Origin of the sequence: Aeromonas salmonicida, from assembly GCF_028355655.1 — a bacterium.
Classification (GTDB): Bacteria; Pseudomonadota; Gammaproteobacteria; order Enterobacterales; family Aeromonadaceae; genus Aeromonas; species Aeromonas salmonicida.
The window spans coordinates 3,162,200-3,185,606 of sequence record NZ_CP110645.1; the positions used below are offsets into that span (position 1 = coordinate 3,162,200).

The 23,407-nt window shown below is 59.8% G+C and carries 25 protein-coding genes and 1 riboswitch; of the genes, 4 read left to right on the top strand and 21 right to left on the bottom strand.

What is annotated here, in order from left to right:
* Nucleotides 1-39 precede the first annotated feature (39 nt).
* The 16 genes from ONZ54_RS14790 to moaA form a co-directional block, all read right to left on the bottom strand.
* Nucleotides 40-819 carry an alpha/beta fold hydrolase gene (locus tag ONZ54_RS14790; RefSeq protein ID WP_059168576.1) on the bottom strand — a complete coding sequence of 260 codons (780 nt, stop codon included), beginning with the start codon at nt 817-819 and terminating at the stop codon, nt 40-42.
* A gap of 130 nt (nt 820-949) precedes the next feature.
* Nucleotides 950-2,050: a molybdenum ABC transporter ATP-binding protein gene (gene modC / locus ONZ54_RS14795; RefSeq protein ID WP_271786538.1), complete on the bottom strand. Its 1,101-nt coding sequence runs from the start codon at nt 2,048-2,050 to the stop codon at nt 950-952.
* Nucleotides 2,047-2,727 (bottom strand): molybdate ABC transporter permease subunit, encoded by a 681-nt coding sequence (gene modB, locus ONZ54_RS14800; RefSeq protein ID WP_096118583.1) that lies wholly within the window; start codon nt 2,725-2,727, stop codon nt 2,047-2,049. Before modB ends, modC begins: the two co-directional genes overlap by 4 nt.
* A gap of 220 nt (nt 2,728-2,947) precedes the next feature.
* On the bottom strand, nt 2,948-3,673 hold the full coding sequence (gene modA, locus ONZ54_RS14805) for a molybdate ABC transporter substrate-binding protein (RefSeq protein ID WP_271786539.1): 726 nt from the start codon (nt 3,671-3,673) through the stop codon (nt 2,948-2,950).
* Between the two features lie 88 nt (nt 3,674-3,761).
* Nucleotides 3,762-4,241 carry a molybdopterin synthase catalytic subunit MoaE gene (gene moaE / locus ONZ54_RS14810; RefSeq protein ID WP_271786540.1) on the bottom strand — a complete coding sequence of 160 codons (480 nt, stop codon included), beginning with the start codon at nt 4,239-4,241 and terminating at the stop codon, nt 3,762-3,764.
* Nucleotides 4,242-4,440: 199 nt separating this feature from the next.
* Nucleotides 4,441-4,686: a molybdopterin synthase sulfur carrier subunit gene (moaD, locus tag ONZ54_RS14815; RefSeq protein WP_042058064.1), complete on the bottom strand. Its 246-nt coding sequence runs from the start codon at nt 4,684-4,686 to the stop codon at nt 4,441-4,443.
* Complete coding sequence (moaC, locus tag ONZ54_RS14820) at nt 4,683-5,177, bottom strand: cyclic pyranopterin monophosphate synthase MoaC (protein WP_059113847.1); 495 nt, start codon at nt 5,175-5,177, stop codon at nt 4,683-4,685. Before moaC ends, moaD begins: the two co-directional genes overlap by 4 nt.
* Nucleotides 5,178-5,226: 49 nt before the next feature.
* The gene (gene moaB, locus ONZ54_RS14825) at nt 5,227-5,733 is read right to left on the bottom strand and encodes a molybdenum cofactor biosynthesis protein B (RefSeq protein ID WP_005309891.1); all 507 of its coding nucleotides are present in this window, start codon (nt 5,731-5,733) and stop codon (nt 5,227-5,229) included.
* Between the two features lie 261 nt (nt 5,734-5,994).
* On the bottom strand, nt 5,995-6,585 hold the full coding sequence (locus tag ONZ54_RS14830) for a cytochrome c3 family protein (protein ID WP_005309887.1): 591 nt from the start codon (nt 6,583-6,585) through the stop codon (nt 5,995-5,997).
* A gap of 94 nt (nt 6,586-6,679) precedes the next feature.
* On the bottom strand, nt 6,680-7,135 hold the full coding sequence (locus ONZ54_RS14835) for a nitrate reductase cytochrome c-type subunit (protein WP_005309884.1): 456 nt from the start codon (nt 7,133-7,135) through the stop codon (nt 6,680-6,682).
* On the bottom strand, nt 7,135-8,010 hold the full coding sequence (gene napH, locus ONZ54_RS14840; RefSeq protein ID WP_271786541.1) for a quinol dehydrogenase ferredoxin subunit NapH: 876 nt from the start codon (nt 8,008-8,010) through the stop codon (nt 7,135-7,137). The genes ONZ54_RS14835 and napH overlap by 1 nt, the downstream gene beginning before the upstream one ends.
* On the bottom strand, nt 8,007-8,741 hold the full coding sequence (gene napG / locus ONZ54_RS14845; protein ID WP_005309879.1) for a ferredoxin-type protein NapG: 735 nt from the start codon (nt 8,739-8,741) through the stop codon (nt 8,007-8,009). Before napG ends, napH begins: the two co-directional genes overlap by 4 nt.
* Nucleotides 8,742-8,757: 16 nt before the next feature.
* Nucleotides 8,758-11,247, bottom strand: coding sequence for a nitrate reductase catalytic subunit NapA (napA, locus tag ONZ54_RS14850; RefSeq protein WP_271786542.1), 2,490 nt, complete (start codon nt 11,245-11,247; stop codon nt 8,758-8,760).
* Nucleotides 11,248-11,376: 129 nt separating this feature from the next.
* Nucleotides 11,377-11,640: a chaperone NapD gene (locus ONZ54_RS14855; protein ID WP_059168583.1), complete on the bottom strand. Its 264-nt coding sequence runs from the start codon at nt 11,638-11,640 to the stop codon at nt 11,377-11,379.
* 28 nt (nt 11,641-11,668) lie between these two features.
* On the bottom strand, nt 11,669-12,178 hold the full coding sequence (napF, locus tag ONZ54_RS14860) for a ferredoxin-type protein NapF (protein WP_271786543.1): 510 nt from the start codon (nt 12,176-12,178) through the stop codon (nt 11,669-11,671).
* A 265-nt stretch (nt 12,179-12,443) separates the two neighbouring features.
* Nucleotides 12,444-13,424, bottom strand: a complete 981-nt coding sequence (moaA, locus tag ONZ54_RS14865; RefSeq protein WP_005309868.1) for a GTP 3',8-cyclase MoaA — start codon at nt 13,422-13,424, stop codon at nt 12,444-12,446.
* Nucleotides 13,412-13,551: riboswitch (molybdenum cofactor riboswitch) on the bottom strand. It overlaps the preceding gene by 13 nt.
* Before the next feature lie 79 nt (nt 13,552-13,630).
* Between moaA and narQ the strand changes: the two genes are divergently transcribed.
* From narQ to ONZ54_RS14880, 3 genes are all read left to right on the top strand, one after another.
* Entirely contained in the window at nt 13,631-15,343 is a 1,713-nt protein-coding gene (narQ, locus tag ONZ54_RS14870; RefSeq protein WP_155602982.1) for a nitrate/nitrite two-component system sensor histidine kinase NarQ, read from the top strand.
* The gene (gene narL / locus ONZ54_RS14875; protein ID WP_017411638.1) at nt 15,343-15,981 is read left to right on the top strand and encodes a two-component system response regulator NarL; all 639 of its coding nucleotides are present in this window, start codon (nt 15,343-15,345) and stop codon (nt 15,979-15,981) included. The genes narQ and narL overlap by 1 nt, the downstream gene beginning before the upstream one ends.
* A 103-nt stretch (nt 15,982-16,084) precedes the next feature.
* Entirely contained in the window at nt 16,085-16,660 is a 576-nt protein-coding gene (locus ONZ54_RS14880; RefSeq protein WP_005309859.1) for an LON peptidase substrate-binding domain-containing protein, read from the top strand.
* Between the two features lie 229 nt (nt 16,661-16,889).
* Here the strand turns inward: ONZ54_RS14880 and ONZ54_RS14885 are convergent, their stop codons facing one another.
* Nucleotides 16,890-18,986: a hybrid sensor histidine kinase/response regulator gene (locus ONZ54_RS14885; RefSeq protein WP_271786544.1), complete on the bottom strand. Its 2,097-nt coding sequence runs from the start codon at nt 18,984-18,986 to the stop codon at nt 16,890-16,892.
* Nucleotides 18,987-19,006: 20 nt separating this feature from the next.
* A complete protein-coding gene (locus ONZ54_RS14890; protein WP_271786545.1) occupies nt 19,007-20,191 on the bottom strand; it encodes an FIST signal transduction protein in 1,185 nt (394 codons plus the stop codon).
* Between the two features lie 113 nt (nt 20,192-20,304).
* On the opposite strand from ONZ54_RS14890, the gene ONZ54_RS14895 reads away from it, so the two are divergent.
* Nucleotides 20,305-21,216, top strand: coding sequence for a gluconeogenesis factor YvcK family protein (locus ONZ54_RS14895; RefSeq protein ID WP_271786546.1), 912 nt, complete (start codon nt 20,305-20,307; stop codon nt 21,214-21,216).
* 50 nt (nt 21,217-21,266) lie between these two features.
* Here ONZ54_RS14895 and ONZ54_RS14900 read toward each other — a convergent pair whose 3' ends face one another.
* The 3 genes from ONZ54_RS14900 to lpcA all read right to left on the bottom strand — a co-directional run bounded on the left by ONZ54_RS14900 (nt 21,267) and on the right by lpcA (nt 23,300).
* On the bottom strand, nt 21,267-21,602 hold the full coding sequence (locus ONZ54_RS14900) for an Hpt domain-containing protein (RefSeq protein ID WP_005309846.1): 336 nt from the start codon (nt 21,600-21,602) through the stop codon (nt 21,267-21,269).
* A gap of 328 nt (nt 21,603-21,930) precedes the next feature.
* Nucleotides 21,931-22,704 carry a class II glutamine amidotransferase gene (locus ONZ54_RS14905; RefSeq protein WP_005309844.1) on the bottom strand — a complete coding sequence of 258 codons (774 nt, stop codon included), beginning with the start codon at nt 22,702-22,704 and terminating at the stop codon, nt 21,931-21,933.
* A 17-nt stretch (nt 22,705-22,721) separates the two neighbouring features.
* A complete protein-coding gene (gene lpcA, locus ONZ54_RS14910; RefSeq protein WP_005309841.1) occupies nt 22,722-23,300 on the bottom strand; it encodes a D-sedoheptulose 7-phosphate isomerase in 579 nt (192 codons plus the stop codon).
* Between the last annotated feature and the right edge of the window lie 107 nt (nt 23,301-23,407).

A 23,407-nucleotide genomic window follows, 5' to 3' on the forward strand; every position in this document is an offset into this window, starting at 1 on the left:
ACCTGCAGGTTCGGCTTTTTTCTATCTGGCAGGATCTGTTCAATGGGTCGAGAGGATCCGCTGAAGCAGGTGATTGAACCCTGAGGGATCTTCTGCCGGCCAGGCATGGTGGCCATTGGGGGTATGAATACTGGCGTTGGGCAGGGCGGCGAACTGCTCCACCCGTTTGGCAAGCGGCAGGTAGTCGTGACTGGTGGAGATGATGGCCACCGGCTGCCAGATGCTGCCAAGCCGTGCGCGTACCGACCAGCCTGGCAGCGCATCGAGCAGCGCCCGATAGGTCTTCTTTTTGTTGCTGCGCACGAAGCGCAGCCGAAAGGTGTGGCGCACCTGGGTGAGATCGGGTCCCGGGAACAGCTCGCGCCCCAGCCACCAGGCAAGCGGGCGCATGCCAAACCAGCGCAGCCACTTGAGGCGCTGGGCGTAGCGTTCCTGCTCCTTGGGGGTCTCCAGCAAAAACTCGCTAAAGCCGTTGACCAGCACCAGACCTCGCACCTTGTGCGGCAGTTGCAAGGCCAGCTCCAGCGCCACCATGGCCCCCAGCGACAATCCCACCACCCAGGCGGGCTCAGGCTGTTCATCAAGCCAGTTCACCACGTCGGCCGCCAGGGTCGCCACGTCGAACGGTCCCTCCTGCATGCTCTGGCCGTGGCCGCGCAAGTCCAGCGCCACCACCCGGTAGTGTTCGGAAAAACGCTCTATCTGCGCCTGCCAGTCGAGGCTGGAAGAGCCAAGCCCGTGCAACAGCAACAGCAAGGGACCCTCCCCCGCACTGCGCAGGGCAAGACCGTTGGATTTCATTACCTGATTGCGACGCATCAGTTCATCGCCTCTCGACTCATTGCCTGAACCATGCCCTGTTTATCCCGATAGTCACCAGCCAGCTTGCGGGCATGTCCTCTGCGCTAGCCGGGTATGCCGCCCCACAATGTATCAGATCACCACCCATTCAACCTTCACTGACCAGACTGACCGCCTTGATATAGGCGTATATCTGCTGCTCCGGCGCCAGCGCCAGACGGGTGGCGGAGCGACTGGTGATCCGGGCCAGCAGTATCTGCTCACCCAGCGCCAACTGCAACAGGGTCTGGCCGGGGCGCACCTCGCGCACCGCCATCAATCGGGTGGTGAGACAGTTGGAGAGACTGGAGTGCTCGATAGGCGCCGTGGCGATCACCACATCCCGCCCAGCCACCTTGATCTGCAAGGGGCCACTCTCGTCCGGCATCCGGTTCATGGTGACCCGCAATGTCTGCTCGCCGAGCTGCAGGGTCGCCATCTGCTCGTCGTCATCGTAGTGGGCCAGGGTGGCATCCAGCATCACCCCAGCATCGTCGCGACTGGCGAGCGAGAGATCGGTACGGGCAAAGATCTCGCTCGGCCTGCCTTGCGCTTCCACCCTGCCACCTTCCAACAGCACCAGCTGATCGCAGAGCAGGCTCACCTCCTCCATGGCGTGGCTGACGAAGATCATGGGGATGCCGCTTTCGCGCTGCAACCCCTTGAGCACGTGGGCCTGATGGATGCGGCTGCGGCTGTCCAGCGCCGAGAAGGGCTCATCAAGCAGCAGCAGATCGGGCTCGGCCAGCAGCGCCCGCCCCAATGCTACCCGCTGGCGTTGACCACCAGAAAGCGCATGAGCAGGCTGCGCCAGCAGATCGGCAAAGCCGAGCCTCGCCGCCAGCGCCTCGGGCTGCCAACGCCCTCGCCCCTTGCGGGCCGCCAGCTGCAGATTGCCGAGCACCGTCAGATGGGGGAAGAGGCGCGAATCCTGAAACACCAGTCCGATACGGCGTGCTTCGGGCAGCTGCGCGGCGCACTCCCTCCCGCGCCACAGCAAGCGATCCTCGCTTTGGCGATCGAGCCCGGCGATGATACGCAGCAGTGTGCTCTTGCCGCAGCCGGAGGGGCCAAACAGACCGAGGATCCCCCCCAGCTCAAGCGCCAGTTCGCAATCGAGGGTAAAGGGGCCAAACTCGCGCCGGGCATGGAGGTTCAGGGGATGGCGGCACGGGGCGTTGTCTTGCGGAATAGTGGCTGGCTGGCTCATCCGAACAATCTCCGCTGCCGGCGCTGCAATACGCCATAGACCAGCACCAGCATCACCAGCGAGAAGCCCATCAGGCCGCCCGCCAGATAGTGGGCGTGTCGGTAATCCATCGCCTCCACGTGATCAAACAGGGCGATGGAGAGCACTTGCGTCTCCCCAGGGATATTGCCGCCAATCATCAGCACCACGCCGAACTCCCCCAGGGTATGAGCAAAGCCGAGGGCCGCCGCCATCACGAAGCTGGGCAGGGTCATCGGCAAGATGATGTGAAAGAAGCGCTCGACCGGCCCCAGCCCCAGGGTGGCGGCGGCCTCCAGCTCCTTGTTACCCATGTTGACGAAGGCGGAGGTGAGCGGCTGTACCACGAACGGCAGCGAATAGAGGATGGAGGCGAACAGCAGGCCAAGAAAACTGAAGGCAAGCGGGGCGCCGAAGGTGTCACGCCACCAGGCACCAAAGCCATATTCAGGGGAGAAGGCGAGCAACAGATAAAAACCTAGCACTGTGGGGGGCAGCACCAGCGGCAAGGCCACCAAGGCCTCCACCAGCGGCCGCAATCTGTGCTGGCTGCGGGACAACCACCAGGCCAGCGGCGGCGACAGCAGCAATAATATGCCGGTGGTACAGGCTGCCAGCTTGAGGGTGAGCCAGATCGCCAGCAGATCCCCTTCACTCATCAGATTCACTCCCAACGCCTGGTTCAGCACCAGACACGGCAAACGAGCCGCACTCCCAGAAGACCTGCTCCTGAGTCAGGCAAGCCATCGCCAACTGATCTCTACTCATCGTCCGGCTCCCGGTTGAATGCAGCCAACGGCATGGTGCCTATCCTCATTGCAAAGAGTGGCCGACCCGAAGGCCGACCACTCAGGGTATCGTGCCAATCCCATGCCCTTATCAAGGCAGGGCATAGCCCGCTTCCTTGATGATGTGCTGGCCCGGCCCCTTGAGCCAGGCGACCAGCGCCTCCACCGCGGCCCCTTTCTTCAACACCAGCCCCTGCTGCTCGATGGCGGGATAAAAGCTCGCTGGCACCGCCCAGGCTTCGCCGGTCTTGCCCGCTTCCACCAGATTGGCCCAGGCCACGAAGCCCAGCTCGGCATTGCCGGTGTCGACAAATTGCCAGGTCTGGCCGATGTTGGCGCCGGTCAGCAGCCGGTACTGCTTGGGGTCGATCTTGAGATGGGCGAGGGTCGCCATGGCAGCGGCACCATAGGGTGCGGTGCGGGCATTGGCGATGGCAAGGTTGCCTTTCCAGCTGTGCAGGGTCGCCTCGTCAGGAGCCGGGCCCCCCTTCTTCCACAGTCCCAGCTGACCGATGGCGTAGGTGAAGCGATCGCTCCCCTTGCCCTCTTTTTCCAGCTTCTCGGGAGTCGCCACATCGGCGGAGAGGAAGAGATCGAACGGCGCGCCGTGACTGATCTGGGTGTAGAGCACCCCGGTCGCGGCAGACGAGATGGCCAGAGTGTGGCCTGTCTTGGCCGTGAACGCCTTGCCGATACGCTCCATAGTGCCCTTGAAGTTGGCAGCCACGGCCACCTTCACTTCATCGGCCTGCACGGCACCGGTATGCAAGGTGGCGGCGCAGACCCCTGCGATGACAACAGATAACAGCGGTTTCATTCCCTTTCTCCTGATGGGGGCCCGAACATCCGCGCCCCTAAGCGGGGCCGTGGTTCCCGTTGAACCTGCGCCCCTCGTGATGAACAGGTCAGGCTTGCCAGCGGGCGGCGGCGGCGTTGTCACTCTCCTTGGCCTCGACCCAGCGTTGTACACCCTCGGCGGTCAGCTCTTTTTTCCAGAACGGCGCCCGGGTTTTCAAGAAATCCATGATGAAGTGGCAGGCATCAAAGGCGGCATCACGGTGGGCGCTGCTCACCGCCACCAGCACTATCTGATCGCCAAGCCACAGCTCGCCGATGCGGTGGATCAGGGTGCACTCCTGCAACGGCCAGCGCTCGCGGGCCTCCTGCACGATATCGGCCAGCGCCTTCTCTGTCATGCCGGGGTAGTGCTCGAGGGCCAGCCCCTTCACCTCCTCCCCCTGATTGAAGTCGCGCACCTTGCCAACGAAGGTGACGATGGCGCCACTGTCGGGGCGGGTGGCGAGACGGGCATACTCGTCGGCCAGCGAGAAGTCCTCTCGCTGCACCAGAATGCGATCTATGGGTGTCGTGGTTGCTGGAGACATGGCTCAGCCTCCGGTCGTTACTGAAGGGAGAGGGAAGAAGGCCACTTCGTCGCCACCGCACAGCTCAGTAGTGCGATCCACGGTCATTATTTCGCGCATCCTTAACCTCCGGTCGTTACTGGTGGGAGAGGGAAGAAGGCCACTTCGTCGCCACCGCACAGCTCAGTGGTGCGATCCACGGTCATTATCTCGCTCATCCTTAACCTCCAGTCACTGGGGGGAAGAAGGCCACTTCATCGCCATCATTGATGGGGGTATCGAGGGGCACCAGGGTCTGGTTGACCGCTACCAGCAGCTTGCCAGCTTCCAGCGCCAACGCCCACTTGTCGCCGCGCTCGCTTAAGCCGCTGCGCAGCGCTTCAGCGGTGGCGTAGTCACAGGGCAGGCTCAGCTCATCACAGGCCACCAGCTCTCTTACTTGCGCAAAAAACAGTACCTTGATCATGCGTTATCTCCTGCATTCGATCCCAACTGAAAGTGGCCGGACTTGCCGCCCTTTTTCTCCACCAGTCGAACCTGTTCGATCACCATGTCCTTTTGCACCGCCTTGCACATGTCATAGATGGTCAGCGCTGCAACCGATGCGGCCGTCAGTGCCTCCATCTCCACCCCTGTCTTGCCGGAGAGTTTGCAGAGGGTGCGGATATGAACCCTGTTTTGCTCAGGTAACGGCACTATCTCCACCTCGACCCTGGTCAATGCCAGCGGATGGCAGAGCGGGATAAGATCCGAGGTCTTCTTGGCCGCCATGATGCCGGCGATGCGGGCGGTAGCGAACACGTCACCCTTGTGGTGCTGACCGCTCAGGATCAGGGCCAGGGTGTCAGATGCCATGGCGACGAAGGCCTCGGCGCGGGCCTCACGTTCGGTGACCTGCTTGTCGGTCACGTCCACCATGTGGGCTTCGCCGCTTTGGTTGAGATGGGTCAGGTTCATCACGCTCCCCTTTAAGGCTGACATAGTGTTGGGATCAATGACTCGCGACTCAGAGATGGGCCACGAAGTTGCAGGGCTGGGTACGGGCATCGAGCTGATCCCGGATAAGCTGCTCCCAGCCGAGCTGGCAAGCACCGGGAGAACCGGGCAGGCAGCAGACCAGAGTACGGTTGGCGAGCCCGGCTAGGGCACGGCTCTGCATGGCCGACCCTTCGATTTCGGCAAACGAGAGCTGGCGGAACAACTCGCCAAAGCCCTTGACGGTGCGATCGAACAGTACGCCGACCGCCTCCGGCACCCAGTTCTGATCAGTAAAACCCGTGCCGCCATTGATCAGCACTACCTGTATGGTTTCATCGGCAATCCACTGACTGACCCGGGAACGAACCTGATAAAGGTTGTCGGCGAGCAGGGCACGATCGGCCAGCTGGTGACCTGCTTCTGTCACGGCAGACACCAGGTAATCGCCCGAACTGTCATTGGCAATGGTACGACTGTCGGAGACCGTCAACACGGCGATCTTGAGAGGAATGAATGCGCTGTTTTTCTGTCCCATGGGCAGCTCCTGATAGCAAAAGACCGTGAGAAAAGAGAAGAAGAGAGTGGTCAGGATCCCGGCTTGCGGTACCTGCTCTCGGGATGGCCAGTGCCTGCTCGGGCACAACCTTGACCACCCGCTCACTCCCTGCGACTCACGGCGGCCCGATTCTACCAAAACTCGCGCAAGAGGGGGGATTTAAAGGAGGCACAAATACCGTTTCAAGCTGGCTGGCGGGAATATGAACAGACCGGCCAACCCCGGTCTGTTCAAGATGGCTTAAAAGCCCTTTACCCCCGTCATGTCAGGCAATTGGTGAGCTATGCCCTTGTGACAGTCGATGCAGGTGTTCTCGCCACTGGCCAGACTGGTGGAATGCATCTGGGCACCCCGCTTGCCTTGCAAAGAGAAGTCCATGTACTCGAAGTTATGGCAATTGCGGCACTCCCTCGAGTCTGTATCCTTCATGCGTTGCCACTCCCGCTCAGCCATTTCGCGCCGGTGCGACTCGAACTTCTCGCGAGTATCCACCTTGCCAGTCAACATGCCCCACAGCTCTTTCGAGGCCTGTACCTTGCGAATGATCTTGTAGGTCCACTCGTGAGGCACGTGGCAATCCGGGCAACTGGCCCGCACACCGGAACGGTTGGCATAGTGAATGGTGTCGCGGTACTCCACGAACACGTTGTCTTTCATCTCGTGGCAACCGACACAGAACTTCTCGGTATTGGAAGCTTCCATGGCGGTGTTGAAGCCGCCCCAGAAGATGACGCCACCGAAAAAGCCCATCAGCAGCAGCACCCAGAGTGCCGCCTTTGACGGTGACTTGAACGTGGTCCACAGACGCTGGATAAAGCCGGGTAATTTCATCTATGGGTTCCTCAGTTCAGTGCTTCGTTCACTGGAGTGTTAAAGGTGTTCCAGACTCGCTGAACAACGCCGAATAATGTCATCTGCGAACTCCTCAGTTCAGTGCTTCAACCGGTTTAAAGGTATTTTCCACCAGCGGCTTGGCATCCGCTTGCGGTACGTGGCACTGCAGGCAGAAGTAGCGACGCGGCGACACTTCACCCAGGGTCATGCCGTCACGGGTCTCAAAGTGAGTGGGACTGATCTTGGGGGCCTTCATCTTGCTGGCATTCTTGAAGCTGTGGCAGGCCAGACACTTGTTGACCTTGGTGTCCACTTCATAGTTGCGAACATCGTGGGGGATCAGCGGCGGCTGATGCATGTACTGGCGATCGTAGAGATCCCCGTCCTTGCGAAAGTTCTTCAAAGGGGCGGCTTCAGCCTCCGTGGTGAGATCCGTGCTCCCCCGCTCGGATTTGATCCCCCCTGTGCTATTGGTGATCTCGGGGATGGCGGCCATCAAGGAACCCGCCATCAGGCAGGCCAGCATTGCTCCAATCAGCTTTTTCATTATGTGTTCTCCGACATTTTCTCTGCCTTGACGGCAAAACCTACAGTGATTTCAAAAACTTGCTCCGCGCAGACATCAATGCAACGGCCGCAGTTGGTACACTCTTGAGCCGCAATCAGGGGCCCGTGACCACGCTTGGCACCGTGAACGGGGCCGCGCAGAATGGGGCGCTCCGGGCAGACCGCATAACAATCCATGCAGTTGCTGCACCGCTCGCGTCCCTTGGCAGAAATTTTGATAAACCCGACCCGGTTGACTAGGGCGTAGAAGGCCCCCACAGGACAGAGATGACCACACCAGCCCCGCTCCACCACGAACAAGTCGAACAGGAAGATCAACGCCAACAGTGCCCAGCCAGCCCCCATTCCAAACAGCAGGCCGCGCATGGCCAGGGACACCGGATTGACCAGCTCCCACACCATCACACCCACCACGGCTGGCACAACCAGCACCATGGCCAGCAACCAGTAGCGCGTATTGCGACTGAACTGGCCATTGCCCTTGAGGCCAAGTCTGGCCCTGGCCCAGGCGGCGGCATCCGTGACGAGGTTGACCGGACAGACCCAGGAGCAGAACACCCGCCCCCCGACCAGCCAGTACCCCAAGAGCACAATGACAGCCCCGATCCAGAGGGTGGTGATGGGCCAATGACCCGCCGCCACCGACTGCAGCAGGGTCAAGGGATCGCTCAGCGGCACCGTTTCCAGCAACAACGAGCTGGAGAGATTGCCCTTGAGGATCCAGACACCCGCCAGCGGCCCCAGCAGAAACAACCCCAGCACGCTGAACTGGGTCAGACGACGCAGCAGCAAGAAGCGGTGTGAACGCCACCAGCCGAGCCTGGCGCTGGCCTCTGCTCCCGGATAACGACTCATAACCCCTCCGGTTTACGGGTCGGCAGTGTGAGCCGCTCACCGATGAGTGACTTGCCCGCTTTGCGCTTCTCTTCCCAGCCGAGCCGGTAGTGATGGCCAAGCTCCCCTTTGGCGAGCTGGCGCGGCACCACCTTGATGGCGGACTCCTCCAGCACGCAGGCATGCTCGCACTTGCCACAACCGGTGCAGATGTCGCTGTGCACCGTCGGCAAAAACATGGCGTGTTTGCCGGTGCGCGGGTTGCGCACCAGTTCGAGTGAGATGGCCTTGTCAATCAAGGGACAGACCCGGTAGCAGACATCGCAGCGCAGACCCAGATAGTTGAGGCAGGTCTCGTGATCGATGAGCACAGCCACCCCCATTCGTGCCTGATCGATGTCGGTCATCCCCTGATCTAGGGCTCCGCTTGGGCAGGCCACCACGCAGGGGATGTCGTCACACATCTCGCATGGCACGGCGCGCGCCTGGAAATAAGGGGTGCCCGTGGTGACAGGTTCAAACAGCCGGGCAAGCTTGAGGGTGTCGTAGGGACAGGCGTCGACGCAGAGCCCGCAGCGCACGCAGGCACTGAGGAACTCGGCCTCGTCGAGGGCTGCCGGCGGACGCAGTGCCTGGGCGGGCACCGCCGCTGCCTGCTGACGCGCCATTCCGCCCAGACCGACACCAAGCAGTCCCACACCGCAGGCCCCCTTGGCCATGTCGGCCAGAAACTGGCGGCGACTACGACTCATCTCGCGCTCCCCCGCCTTACGCCTTGACGACCTTGACGGCGCACTTCTTGTAATCCGTCTCTTTGGAGAGCGGATCCGTCGCATCCAGGGTCAACTTGTTGACCAGCTGGCTTGCGTCAAAGAAGGGCATGAACACCAGGCCTTTGGGCGGACGGTTGCGACCACGGGTCTCGACCCGTGTCTTCACCTCGCCACGGCGAGAGGAGACGATCACCTCTTCGCCACGGCGTACGCCACGGGCCTTGGCATCCTCCGGGTGCATGAAGAGCACCGCATCCGGGAAGGCGCGATAGAGCTCGGGCACCCGACGGGTCATGGTGCCTGTGTGCCAGTGCTCCAGCACACGACCGGTGGAGAGCCACATGTCGTACTCTTTGTCCGGCGCCTCGGCGGCCGGCTCGTAAGGCAGTGCGAATATAACGGCGCGGCCATCGGGCTTGCCGTAGAAACGCACCCCCTCGCCCGCCTTCACGTAAGGGTCGAACCCTTCGCGATAGCGCCACAGAGTCTCCTTGCCATCCACTACCGGCCAGCGCAGACCGCGCGCCTCATGGTACTGATCGAACGGCGCCAGATCGTGACCATGGCCACGGCCGAAGCTGGCGTACTCCTCGAACAGCCCCTTCTGGACGTAAAAACCGAAGGACTCGGACTCGTCATTGAACTCGCCCTTGCTCTGCTCTTTGGGGAACTGATCGACCTGACCGTTGGCGTAGAGCACATCGAACAGTGTCTTGCCCTTGAGCTCGGGTTGTTTGGCGATAAGCTCCGCGGGCCATACTTCCTCGACCTTGAAGCGCTTGGAGAACTCCATCAGCTGCCACAGATCGGACTTGGCCCCTTCCGGCGGCTTGACCTGCTGATGCCAGAACTGGGTGCGACGCTCGGCATTGCCGTAGGCACCCTCTTTCTCCACCCACATGGCGGTAGGCAGAATAAGATCAGCCGCTTGCGCCGTGACGGTCGGGTAAGGGTCGGACACCACGATGAAGTTGGCCGGGTTGCGATAACCGGGCAGCGCTTCTTCGTTCATGTTGGGGCCAGCCTGCATGTTGTTGTTGCACATCACCCAGTAGGCATTGAGCTTGCCATCTTTGAGCATGCGGTTTTGCAGCACGGCGTGATACCCCACCTGCTCAGGGATAGTGCCTTCCGGCAGTTTCCAGATCTTCTCGGCAATGGCGCGGTGCTTGGGATCAGTCACGACCATGTCGGCGGGCAGGCGGTGGGCAAAGGTGCCGACTTCCCGCGCGGTACCGCAGGCAGAGGGCTGGCCGGTCAGGGAGAAGGGACCACTGCCCGGAGTGGAGATCTTGCCGGTCAGCAGGTGGATGTTGTAGCAGAGGTTGTTGGCCCAGACACCACGGGTGTGCTGGTTGAAGCCCATGGTCCAGTAGGAGACCACCTTCTTGCTCGGGTCGGCATAGAGCTGAGCCAGTTTTTCCAGCTTCTCTTTCGACACGCCACTGAGCTGGGAGACAGACTCCAGGTCGTAGTCCGCTACAAACTTGGCGAAGTCATCGAAACTCATCGGCGTGGAGTCGCCATTGCCAGGGTTTTTGGCCCTGGCTTCGGTCGGGTGCGTCGGACGCAGGCCATAGCCGATGTCGGTGGTGCCCTTGCGGAACTGGGTGTGCTTGTTGACGAACTCCCAGTTCACCTTGTCGTTCTGGATGATGTAGTTGGCGACATAGTTGAGGATCGCCAGATCGGTCTGGGGCGTGAACACCATGCCGTTGTCTGCCAGTTCGAAGCTGCGGTGTTCGAAGGTGGAGAGCACATGCACCTGCACATCCGGGTTGGAGAGGCGACGATCGGACATCCGTGACCAGAGGATGGGGTGCATCTCGGCCATGTTGGATCCCCATAACACGAAGGCATCAGCTTGCTCGATGTCGTCATAGCAACCCATGGGTTCATCCATGCCGAAGGTACGCATGAAGCCAACCACGGCGGAAGCCATGCAGTGACGAGCGTTGGGATCCAGGTTGTTGGTACGAAAACCCGCCTTCATCAACTTGGCGGCGGCGTAGCCTTCCCACACTGTCCACTGACCGGAGCCGAACATGCCGACGGCGGTGGGGCCCTTCTCTTTCAGGGTCGCCTTGAACTTCTCGGCCATGATGTCGAACGCCTGATCCCAGCTGACGGGGGCAAAGTCACCATTCTTGTCGAACTTGCCATTGGTCATGCGCAACATGGGCTGGGTCAGACGATCCTCGCCATACATGATTTTGGAGAGGAAGTAGCCCTTGATACAGTTGAGGCCACGGTTGACCGGCGCATCCGGGTCACCCTGGGTCGCCACGACACGCCCATCCTGGGAACCCACCAGCACGGAACAGCCGGTACCGCAGAAGCGGCACGGGGCTTTATCCCACTTGATGGCGGTCTTGTCGGTACTGGTGATCAGGTTCGCCGCCAGGGTGGGGGCACTGACACCGGCCACGGCTGCGGCAGCTGCCACCGCGTTGGCCTTCATAAAGTCGCGTCGACTCAGCTTCATGACATCTCCTCGCATTGCGTAATCACATCAATGACAGCCATTGTGACGAGCCGCGCTGGCTCAGCTTCATGGCGCTTTATTGCTTTTATCGGGCATCGTGAACCTCGCGGCTCCGGCCTCACGGCGTTTCTATTCTTTGCATTCGACATCGAGCTCATCGAACTGGTGGTAAATCAAGGCAGCGGACAGCACGCCCGGCATTGCCTGTATCGCATCAATGGCTGACATGATGGGGCGCTGGCTGGGACCTTCCAGCGTCACCACCAGCTTGCCCTCGTCACTGACAGCGTGGACCTCGGCCCCTTCAAGGGTCGCAATCTGCTGCGCGAGCTGGTGACGAAAGGGGGGTTGGGTCAGCACCACCAGGCTCGATACATGGAACTCTTGGTTCATTGTGGCTCCTGCTTCACACATACATGATTCATGTTGGAGCCTCGGATCTGGGCGCACCCACCCGGATGCTGCCCACCGGGCAATCCATCACGCAGGCGCCACAACCGGTACACGAGGCGGTATCTATGCTGGGAGTCGGCACGCGGCCCAGCATGGGAGAAAAGCGGATCGCACGGGTTTCGCAGCTGTCCTGGCAGCGCTGGCAAAAGACCTGCGCACTGGCCAGACAGTTGGCTTCAATATGGGCTATGTATTGCCAGGGCGCCTCCGTCACGGAACGAAATACCGGCACCTTGCAGGCTGTGACGCAGTCACCGCAGAAGGTGCACTCACCGCGCAGGAAGTCCACCGCAGGGAAACCACCATCACCCTTGATGAGGATCTGCTCCGGACAGGCCGTCAGACAGTCACCACAACGGGTGCAGTCGGCCACAAAATCGGGCCAGGCGACGGACCAGGGCAACTGCACCTGAGGCTCGCTCGATGTCAGGCGTCCCCGAAACAAACCACGACGTGACAGGTTGACCCTATCCGGCATATCGACTCCTTCCTGGTGGTAACGTCTGGTGCCATATAGCGCACAAGCGAGTCTCATGACAGGCATTTTCAATACCTATTATAAGAGTGGGTGTATATTGCGGCCCTGACAAGTTCAGGGATATACCACCAGGGAGATAAACAGGGGGGATTATTGCGCTGGATCAAACCCTTGGCGCAGGAACAAAGAATGGGGGCAGGTCAAAATACCCCCATTTGAGGATTGCTTATTAATCGATGGCTATTTTTGCGGAAGGGTTGGCGGCTTAACCGCCGATGGAAGCCAGATGAGGGGTCATACCGGCATTCCCCTCATGCAACCTGTGGGTGGCCGCCTTGCCGATGAGGGCCTGACGAATGCGCTGTTGCAACGCATCCTGCTGGCTGTCGGCTGACAGCAAGTCACGCAGTTCCACCCCGTTATCACCGAACAGACACAGGTGCAGCTTGCCCACCGAGGAGACCCTCAACCGGTTGCAACCGGCGCAGAAATCCTTGCTGTAGGGCATGATGAGCCCCACGCCCCCCAACGAAGCCGGATGCATGAATACCTGCGCCGGACCGTCATCAGTACCGCGCAACTGCTGTACCCAGCCGCCATCCAGCAGCCGCTGCTTGATGAGCTCGCCGCTGGCGTGGTGGTCACGAAACAGGGTGTCCATCTCGCCGGTCTGCATCAGTTCGATGAAACGCAACTCGATGGGCTTATGCCTGATCCAGGCCAGAAATGCATCCAGCTGATGGTCATTGAGCCCCTTGAGCAGCACCGCATTGATCTTCACCGATTTGAAGCCGGCGGCCAGTGCAGCCTCAATGCCATCCATCACCTCCGCCAGCTTGTTCTCACCGGTGATCTGGTGAAACTGGCGGGGATCCAGGCTGTCGACGCTGACATTGAGGGCGGTGAGGCCAGCATCGAACCACTCCCGGGCCCGCTCTTTCAAGCGATAGCCATTGGTGGTCATGGCCACCTTTTCGATACCCGGGGTATTGGCCACTGTCTCTATGATGGCGGTGAAATCACGGCGCAGTGACGGCTCCCCCCCGGTCAGACGCACCTTGCGGGTGCCCATGGCGGCAAAGCCGGAGACAATGCGGCGGATCTCATCGAGAGACAGGAACGACTTTCTACCCTCGGGACGATAACCGTCGGGCAAACAGTAGGTACAACGAAAATTGCACACGTCGGTAACCGACAGGCGCAAATAGTAAAAACGACGGGAAAAACCATCTTGCAGTGGCAACATAAACACCTTTCCAAATACGGGAGGCCAGGGCATTTCTTTCCTGACCCTTACAGCTCGAACATCGGCTGACGGCGGCTTTCCCCTATCCCAAGGACTTAGGCAAAACAGCTCGGAGTTCATCTAGTTTTTCGATGCTAGCACAAGTTGGAGTACACTCCCACGCAACTTTATGGGGTTATTGCCAGAGGTCGGGGACGCCAGCCAGCATGGGAAAATGGTTCAAAGTACATTCGGTCAGCAGCGCCATCGGGCGTTCCATGGTACTCATTCTGTTCATGGCGAGCCTGATCGCCGTCGTGGCCATGGTGACCCTGTTTTACTCGGTGCCCGATGCCAAGGCGATCAACCTGTCGGGTTCGCTGCGGATGCAGGCCTATCGCATGGCCTATGAAATAGAGCAGGGCCAGCCAGTGCTGGGACGGCTCGATCAGTTCGAACAGACCCTGCATGCACGCGAGCTGCAAGAGACACAGCGCTGGATCACTCCGGCCTCCCTGCGCCGTACCTATGGCGAGGTGTTGCTGCAATGGCAGATGATGCGCGAGCACATCGAGAACGCCACCCCCAAACGCTACACCGACAATGCGGAACAGTTTGTCGCGGCCATCGATGATTTCGTCAATCAGATGCAGTACCACGTGGAGTTCAAGGTGCGCATGCTGGCATTGGCGGAGGGGCTGGGCCTGCTCTCCATCATCACCATCGCCTGGTTTACCGTACGCTTCACCCGTCAGCAGGTGGTGGCCCCGCTCAACCAGCTGGTCTATTGCGCCCGCCAGATCCAGCGCCAGGAGTTCGATCTCACCCTGCCTCCCCATTGCGAGAATGAACTGGGAGAATTGTCGGCCGCCTTCGTCACCATGGCAGATGAGCTCGGCAAGCTCTATCGGGAGCTGGAAAGCAAGGTAGAAGAGAAAACGGCCAAGCTGCAACAGGCCAACGACACCCTCTCCTTTCTCTATTCCACCGCCCAGAAGCTGCATGCGGCGCCGCTGAGTCGGCGCACTCTGCTCAAACTGCTGGAGCGGGCCGCGGCCCATCAGCACATAGACCATATCCGGCTGACCCGCTTTGAACACAACGCCATGCCGGACTACATCACAGGCCGCAAGGGCTGGCCCGGCGATCTCGACTCAGTGGTGAGCTTTCATCTGCAGATGGATGAGCAGGAGTACGGCCGGCTCGACATGATAAGCACTCACCCCATCGACGAGCGGCTGATGAAAAACTTCTCCATGCTGCTGGCCCAGGTGCTGCACAAGGATCAGACCCTGCTGCAACATCAGCGGCTGTTGCTGATGGAAGAGAGAGCCGTCATCGCCCGCGAGCTGCACGACTCGCTGGCCCAGGCGCTCTCCTACCTCAAGATCCAGTCCACCCTGCTCAAACGCTCTTTTGCCAAGGGCGATACCGCCAAGGCAGAAGCGGCGATGCAGCAGATCGACGAGGGACTCAGCAGCGCCTACACCCAGCTGCGCGAGCTGCTGGGCACTTTCCGCCTCAGCATCGGCGATGCCAATCTGGGGGAAGCCATCAGGGTGATGCTGGAGCAGCTCAAGCCTCAGACCCAGGCCGAGATCAGGCTCCATTACGGTCTTGCTGATACGGATCTTGAAGCGGGTCAGCACATTCATATTCTGCAGCTGATCCGTGAGGCAGTGCTCAATGCCATCAAACATGCCAGCGCGCAAGTGATTGATGTTAGCTGTGAGACCCTCGCCGATGGTAACATTCAGGTTCAGATTTCAGATGACGGTGTTGGAATAGGGATCGCAAGCTCGGCGGTCAACCACTATGGCCTCAGCATCATGAATGAGCGTGCCAGCAAGCTGCATGGTCTGCTGACCATCAGCGAACAGCCGCCCAGAGGCACCTGCGTACATCTGACCTTTCCCACCAGCCTAACAAGAGATGCCTGATGGACGAGATGAAATATAGTGTTCTGGTCGTGGATGACCATCCCCTCATGCGCAAAGGGATTGTGCAACTGCTGGCCCTGGAAGAGAACATAGAGGTGATTGGCGAGGCGTCCAACGGCACCGATGCCGTCGCCATGGCCAAAGAGTCCGAACCGGATCTGATCCTGCTCGATCTCAACATGAAGGGGCTCTCCGGTCTGGATACCCTCAAGGCGCTGCGCACCGAGGAAGTCACCTCCCGCGTGGTGATCCTGACCGTCTCCGATGCTCGCCAGGACGTGGTCGCCCTGCTCAAGGCCGGCGCCGATGGCTACCTGCTGAAAGATACCGAGCCAGAGATGTTGCTGGCCCAGCTGGCAGACGTGATGACCGGCAAGCAGATCCTGAGCGAGCCGCTGCGTCCCTACCTCGAGAACATCTACGAGCTGGACCACCTGCAACAGAAGCTGGAAAGCTTAACGCGTCGCGAAATGCAAATCCTGCGCGAAATTGCAAAGGGCCTCTCCAACAAACAGGTCGCTTCCGTGCTTCATATCTCCGAAGGCACGGTCAAGGTTCACGTCAAGAGCCTGCTGAAGAAACTCGAGGCGCAAAGCCGCGTGGAAGCAGCCGTCATGTACCTGGAGCAGCGCAACTAACCTCCCCCTTCCCCACAAAAAGCCACCATTCGGTGGCTTTTTTCATCCTCTGGCACAGTCGCTGCATTGTCCTATTCAGCAACTACTCAATGGAGGACGGAACATGAAACTTCAACCTTTGGCATTGTTCCCCTTGCCTTCCCACATACTGCCTGGTGGCAAGCTTCCGCTGCGTTTGTTTGAACCGCGCCACCTGCAGATGCTCAAAGAGTCATTCATCAATGACCAGGGGTTCGGCATAGTGATGGAAGAGGCGACCACCACGGGGAAATCCGGGCGGATCCTGCCGGTCGGTACCCGGGTCAAGGTGACCGATTTTTATACCCTGAATGATGGTCTGCTCGGCGTCACGGTGCTCGGCATGGAACGCTTCTGCATTCATGAGATGGAAACGGACGAGATGGGATTGCGCCGTGCCAGGGTCGAAGCCCTGCCGAACTGGCCAAGCGCCCATTCAGACTTCAGTGACAAGCCGCTGGTCACCCGGCTGCGGGAAGTGTTCGAGCAGTATCCCGAGCTCGATGAGCTCTATCCGGACAAGCAGTTTGACGATGCGGCCTGGCTCTGCCAACGCTGGCTCGAGATCCTACCCATGCCGATCTATGAAAAACAGATGTTGATTGCCAAACAAAATAGCGAAGCGGCTCGTCAATTCTTGCGCCGACTGATCGCACAGTGAGTCAAAGAGTCTTTGCAAAATGCGAATATTCCCACAATGAAAATAACAATTTCGCATTTTGCAAACAGCGGATAGCAATAAAAACAGACAATACCGCTGCAAGCCGCATAAACAGGTTCTGAAAAAGTTGGCACGACTTTTTCATATAGAACAGTACAACCCGATTTATCCCGTGCTCTCTTCAGTATTTGCTGAAGAATTGGTCAACCACCCAGGTTGACCATTTTTTTTACCTGCGATCCGGCAGTTCGGGATGAAAATAGCGTTGCAGGCACTCTCTCAGTCGCATCAGGCTGATGGGCTTGGCTAGAAAATCATCCATTCCCTGGGCTAGGCAACGGGCCCTGTCTTCGGCCATGGCATTGGCCGTCAAGGCCACTATGGGCACCTTGCAGCCCAGCTCCCGCAAGCGGCGAGTCGCCTCCAATCCATCCATCTGCGGCATCCGCATGTCCATCAGGATGAGATCAGGCTTTTGCTCCGCCACCTGGGCCAGCGCCTCCAGGCCATTGGCCGCCAGCCGTACCCGGGTCACCAGTTTTTGCAGCATGAGCGAGACCACCAGCTGGTTGACCGGGCTGTCTTCCACCACCAGCACATCCAGATCCTGAATGGGCAGTTGATCCGGCTCGGGCCGGCTGCTGCACTCGCATGGCAGCGCCATGCCGGGCAGCTCGAACCAGAAGCAGCTGCCCTGACCAGGAGCGCTCTGCAATCGGATCTCGCCACCCATCAGCTCCACCAGCCGTTTGCTGATGGCCAACCCCAGGCCGGTGCCTGAGAAGCGGCGGGTCGCCGAGCTGTCGACCTGAGAGAAAGGCTCGAACAGGAGCGCCTGATCTTCGGCCGAGATACCGATGCCGGTGTCGGTGACCGAGACTCGCAGCCGCTCATGGCACCAACCCAGTTGCAAGGATACGCTGCCCTGACTGGTGAACTTCACCGCATTGCCGAGCAGGTTGCTGATGACCTGTGACAGGCGTACCGGATCCCCCTGCAACTGGGGGGGCACTGCCTCATCCACCAACCAGCGCAGGATAATCCCCTTGCTACTGGCACGCGCTTGCAGCGGCTCGATCAGGGATTGGCACAGCTGGGTCGGGTGCAGGGTCTCGCAATGAAATTCCAGGGTGTGGGATTCGATTTTCGAGAAGTCGAGCACATCGTCGATGATGGTTTGCAGCAGGCGTGCCGAGTGGGTGGCATGTCCCAGCAGAGTCTGCTGCTGGGGTTCAAGCTGGGCGTGCTGCAACAGGTCCAGCATGCCCAGCACCGCATTCATGGGGGAACGAATTTCGTGGGTCATCATGGCCAGGAACTGCGACTTGGCGCGGTTGGCTGCCTCGGCCTCATCTCGGGCCCGTGCCAATTCCTGCTCGCGGCGGATCTGGTTGCCTACATCCCGCGCAGTCCCCCGATAGCCGATGAATACACCGGCGGCATCGAAGCAGGGCTCGGCGTTGATCTCCATCCAGCAGGGGCCCTTGACCAGGCTGACCTGGGCCCGTACCGCCCGCACCGGCAGATGCAGCGCGATGAGACGACGGTACTTGCCCCACTCTGGATCCCGTCTGTCATAGGCGTAATCGTAGAGGCTCTGGCCGGGCTGATGCACCAGCACGTCCCCGTGATAGCCGGGCGCCGACACATAGCTGAGCCTGTGCTCAGTGTCCGTCTCCCAGAACCAGTCGGAGGCCATGCCGGCGAAGCTGCGAAAGCGCTGTTCGCTGGTCTGCAATGCCAGGGTCTTGAGTTCAACCTGTTCTTGCAACCGGGCACGATAGGCGATGTTGACCAGGGCTTGGGAGATGAGCGGGCGGCAGCGCTGCATCGCGGCCTTGCTCTTGAGATCGAAGGTACCCATGACGGCGTGACGGCAGATGAGGACACCGGAGAAACCGGGGGCACGCAACCCCGTCATCATGACGCTGGCCCAGCCGGATACGTGGGCCAGCGGCGCCAGCTCAGGCAATTGGGTGGGATCATAGATGACCAGTGTTTCCCCCTCGATGGCGCGGGAGAAGAGGGGCGTCAGTTGCCAGTCCCGACCCACTTCGCCATCCTGGGTGCTGAGGTGAGTGACGCCGACATCCCCCTCCCAGGCCACCACGTCTGCATGTTCGAAACCGATGAAGGGCTTGAGCACCTGGATCAGGCTGTCCAGCACCTGCTCCAGGGTCTGGGCATCAGCCAACGTAGCCACGCCACACAGCAGGGTCTGCGACTCCTGGCGATATTTGGCCTCGCGTTCCCGACAACGCACCAGCTCCACCAGCGTGGTCTGCAGCTTGTCCCCGAGGGCTTCCAGTTCGGTATTACCTATCATCTTGTTTCCAGCGCCATATATCAGCTGTCGAGGAAGATCACGCTCGATACCATCAGGTTGCCGTGTGCCAGCTCACCGTGGGGTAAACGCCCCTGCTCACCGAAGGTAAACGGGGTAATGAAGGGGATATCCCCCAGCCGTGTGTGAAATTGGTCGACGAATTGGCATAAGCTATCACCAAGAGCCAAGCGACAACCAGCACAAAAAATCACTAGGGCCCCGAACGGCCGCATCTCTGTGGTCATGCCGTATTCGGGTTCGATGCGGGTCGCGTTCAGACTCCGCTGCAACAGCCCCTCCTGGCTGCTGTACATCAGCAGCAATTTCTCCCCGATCTGGGTATCGGTAAAGAGGCGCAAACCGCCCCCTTCTGTCACCGCCTCCGGGTGGGAGAGCTTGTAGTAGGGCATGTCGTCCAGAGTGCCCACCTGACGGGCCAGCGGCGAGAGCGTTGTCTCCCGCAGTATGGGCCCCACAGGCCAGGGTGTGGTTCGTCCAATCCAGCGGGCATAGACCTCGGCGGCAGGCGCATGATCAATGGTGAGGATCTCCCGTCCTGCCAGGGCGGTAATGGTGCCACGATGCTCGGTAGGGACATAGCTGGAGTGAAACTGGAACGCCAGCTGGCACTCAGGATAGAGCACGGCCAGCGCGACGCCCTCGCGGGCACTGCCCTCATCCCAGCACAGCTGCCAGTCACCGCCGACGCTGTTGTCTGCCGCCGAGCCCCCCACGACAGGGACGGTCGTGCCCAGCTCTGCTTCGATGCTGGCAAGCATCGCCTCCTCCTGACCTGGGCTTGCGTGCAACAAGATGAGCTGGGGCAATTCGCCAGGACGCCCGCCATCGGCGATGGCACTGCGCAGCAACTGGCGTACATCCACGTCATCCCCCGTCTGCCCGGCTACCCCGTAGGCGCCCTTGCCATCATAGAGAGCCGCCACCGCCAGCCCGAATCCCTGACGAGCGTGGTGCCCAGTCTGGGTCATGACACCGCCGCAGGAGCTGCACCCTATCAGTCGAGTGGTTGGAAACTGCTGTTTGAGGTGGCGACGCAGTTCCTCGGCATCGTGGGCTTGGGTAAAATAGACCAATAACAGCGAAGGGGAATGGGGTGCTTGAGCGAGCAGCCGCTCACTGACCTGCCGCGCAGCCAGCAGGGAGGTCTCTTCAAGAGAGTGAGCCGTCAGAAAGTTCAACACCATCTCCTAGTTGTTCATGATGCTGGAGGTAAGCAAAAATCATACCTTAATCAAACAATTATCCCGTTTCGTCGGCTAGAATGGCCCTCGATTGAGCCCAACCACAGGACAGCTGCATGTGGCAGAAAAATATCAATGACTTTGACCGGGTCGTCGCCATCGGTGGTGGCCACGGCATGGGCCGTGTGCTCTCCTCACTCTCGTTTCTCGGCCAGCGCCTGACCGGTATCGTCGCCACCACGGACGACGGCGGATCCACAGGACGGCTGCGCAAGAACCAGGAGTGCATCGCCTGGGGAGATCTGCGCAACTGCCTCAATCAACTGGTCACCGACCCCAGTATTGGCAGCCTGCTGTTCGAATACCGCTTCGCCGGCCGCGGCGAGCTGGCGGGCCACAACCTCGGCAATCTGATGCTGCTGGCGCTCGACAACCTCTGCGTACGCCCTCTTGATGCTATCAAGCTCATCAGCGACATGCTGAAAATAGAGTCACAATTGTTACCCATGTCAGAATTTCCCACCGATCTGTGTGCCCACACCGTCTGTGGCAACCAGATCCTGGGAGAGGTCTCCATCGATCAACTCGATACGCCTCCCCTCTCCCTGAGCCTGAGCCCGGAAGTGCCGGCGACCCGCGAGGCGGTGCAAGCCCTGGCTCAGGCCGACATGATCATCCTCGGACCCGGCAGCTTCCTCACCTCCATCATGCCGCCCCTGCTGCTGGCCGAAGTGGCACAAGCCATCAACGAGAGCGATGCCATGCTGGTGTTCATCTGCAATCTGGTGGCCGAAAATGGCCCTGCCAGCCAGTTGAGTCTGCTCAATCAATGGCGCTGGCTGGAATCACGGGTCGGTGCAGGCCGTGTCGATGCCATTCTGGCGCCAGCAGGGGAATATCCTGTCGAGCTGGCCAGCCAGCTGATCCAGGCCGAACTGGGTGAGGCTGACCTCCCCCATCGCCACGATCGGCTGAAACTAAAATTGGCGCTGGATAGGGTTATCCAGCAACTGATCAATCAACGCTAGTAACTGGCAAAGACGCGCAGCGATGAACACGGGGTCACTGCGCAACAAGCTCAGTGATAGTTGGCAAGGTGGGAGAGGACCTGAGGCAGGGATTGCTCCAGCTGGGTCAGCAAGCGGGCAACCTCGTCGGCATCTTCGTGCTTGCAGGCCAGCTCCAGTGCCACCACCTGCTGATAGCTGAGCTGGGCACCATAGCTGCCGCAGGACGATTTCATGCTGTGGGCAAGCCGGGCCAGCGCGGGCCAGTCCCGCCGTTCGTAGAGAGGCCGAAGCTGGGTGAGCTGCTCACCCACCTCCTCGATGAACACCGAGATCACGACCGGCATCATCTCCTGACCTATATCTTCCGCCAGCTGTCGCAACACTTTCTGATCCAACCATTCCATCCCTCAGCCCTCTCTGGTGGTATTCAAACAGACCATACTATAGATGCCCAACGTGACAGCGTCATCCCTCGCCCATATTCACTTGCTGACCGGCAAACGGTGGAGAGAAGGAAAGTGTGATCGAGCTCTATTAATTTGGTGAGAGGCAGGCGTTATTGAAATATAAACATTGCCAATAAATTAACATTTAAATAACAATAAAGGCCGTGAGAATGATGCAGCTCAGCAACACCTCTCTCATCCCTTTTTGCCTGTATGGCTGCTGCGAAGAACCAGGGTAGGATTCTACCCTGGTATTTTTTACATTTAAATCAGACGATTACCGAATCTAACTGCCGCATACTCGCTCACCAAGGCGAAACAGGCTGAACTCGCCGGGCGCCATTTTGACCCAATTTTCATTGCCAGTGAGCGGGCGGGTCGCCACCAGGGTGACCACGTCATCCGGGGTTGTCTCGCTCTGAAAATCGATGGCCACATCTTCATCCAGCAGCCGGGCCTCGCCAAACGGAGCACGCCGGGTGAGCCAATGCAGGTTGTTGCTGCAATAGGTCATCACGAACTCCCCATCCGACAGCAGCATGTTGAATACCCCGAGTCCGCGCAATTCATCGCACAGGGTCGCCAGATAGCGAAACATGGCGGGGAAATTGGCGGGACGCTTGGGGTATTTCTGCTCCAGTCGGTTGAGCAACCAGCAAAAAGCATGTTCGCTGTCGGTGTCTCCCACCGGACGGTGCCGCCCGGTTGCAAGTCGCTTGTAGCCAGTCAGCTGGCCATTGTGGGCAAAGGTCCAGTAGCGGCCCCACAGTTCACGGGTGAACGGATGGGTGTTTTCCAGCGACACGCAGCCGCGGTTCGCCTGCCGGATATGGCTGACCACGGCGCGACTCTTGATGGGCAACGCCTGTACCAGCTTGGCTATCGGCGACTGGGCACTGGGCTCGGGATCCTTGAAGGTGCGAAACCCCCTCCCCTCATAGAAGGTGATCCCCCAGCCATCCTTGTGTGGCCCCGTCTTGCCGCCGCGCAGCATCAGACCGGTAAAGCTGAAGCAGATATCGGTCGGCACATTGGCACTCATGCCGAGCAGTTCGCACATAACCAGCGGACTCCTTATTACTTGGCCATCTCTTTTTCGACCAACTGGATCAGGATATGAATCACCTTGATGTGCACTTCCTGAATGCGGTCGGCATAACCAAAGTGCGGCACCCGGATCTCGACATCGGCCAGACCCGCCATCTTGCCACCATCCTTGCCGGTCAGCGCTATCACCTTCATGCCCTTGGCATGGGCGGCTTCGATGGCCTTGAGGATGTTGCCCGAGTTGCCACTGGTGGAAATGCCGAGCAAGACGTCACCGCGACGGCCGACCGCTTCCACATAACGGGAGAACACATAGTCGTAGCCAAAGTCGTTGGAGACGCAGGAGAGGTGGCTGGGATCGGAAATGGCAATACCAGCATAGCCTGGACGGTTCTCGCGATAACGGCCCGTCAGCTCCTCGGCAAAATGCATGGCATCACAGTGGGAGCCACCATTGCCACAGGAGAGCACCTTGCCTTCCTGTTTAAAGGAGTCTGCCAGCAGTTTGGCGGCTGCCTCTATGTTCTTCAGATTCTGCTCATCTGCCAGGAACGCCTGGAGCACGCCAGCAGCTTCGGTCAATTCATTGCGGATCAGTTCTTGGTACATGATGTCTCTTCCAAAATGTGGGCGGCGTCATTGTCGCACAAGCCAATCCAATCGTCGCCCCCCAGCCAGCCAAGATGCCGCCTGCAGGACGTTATGCCGCTCACAGC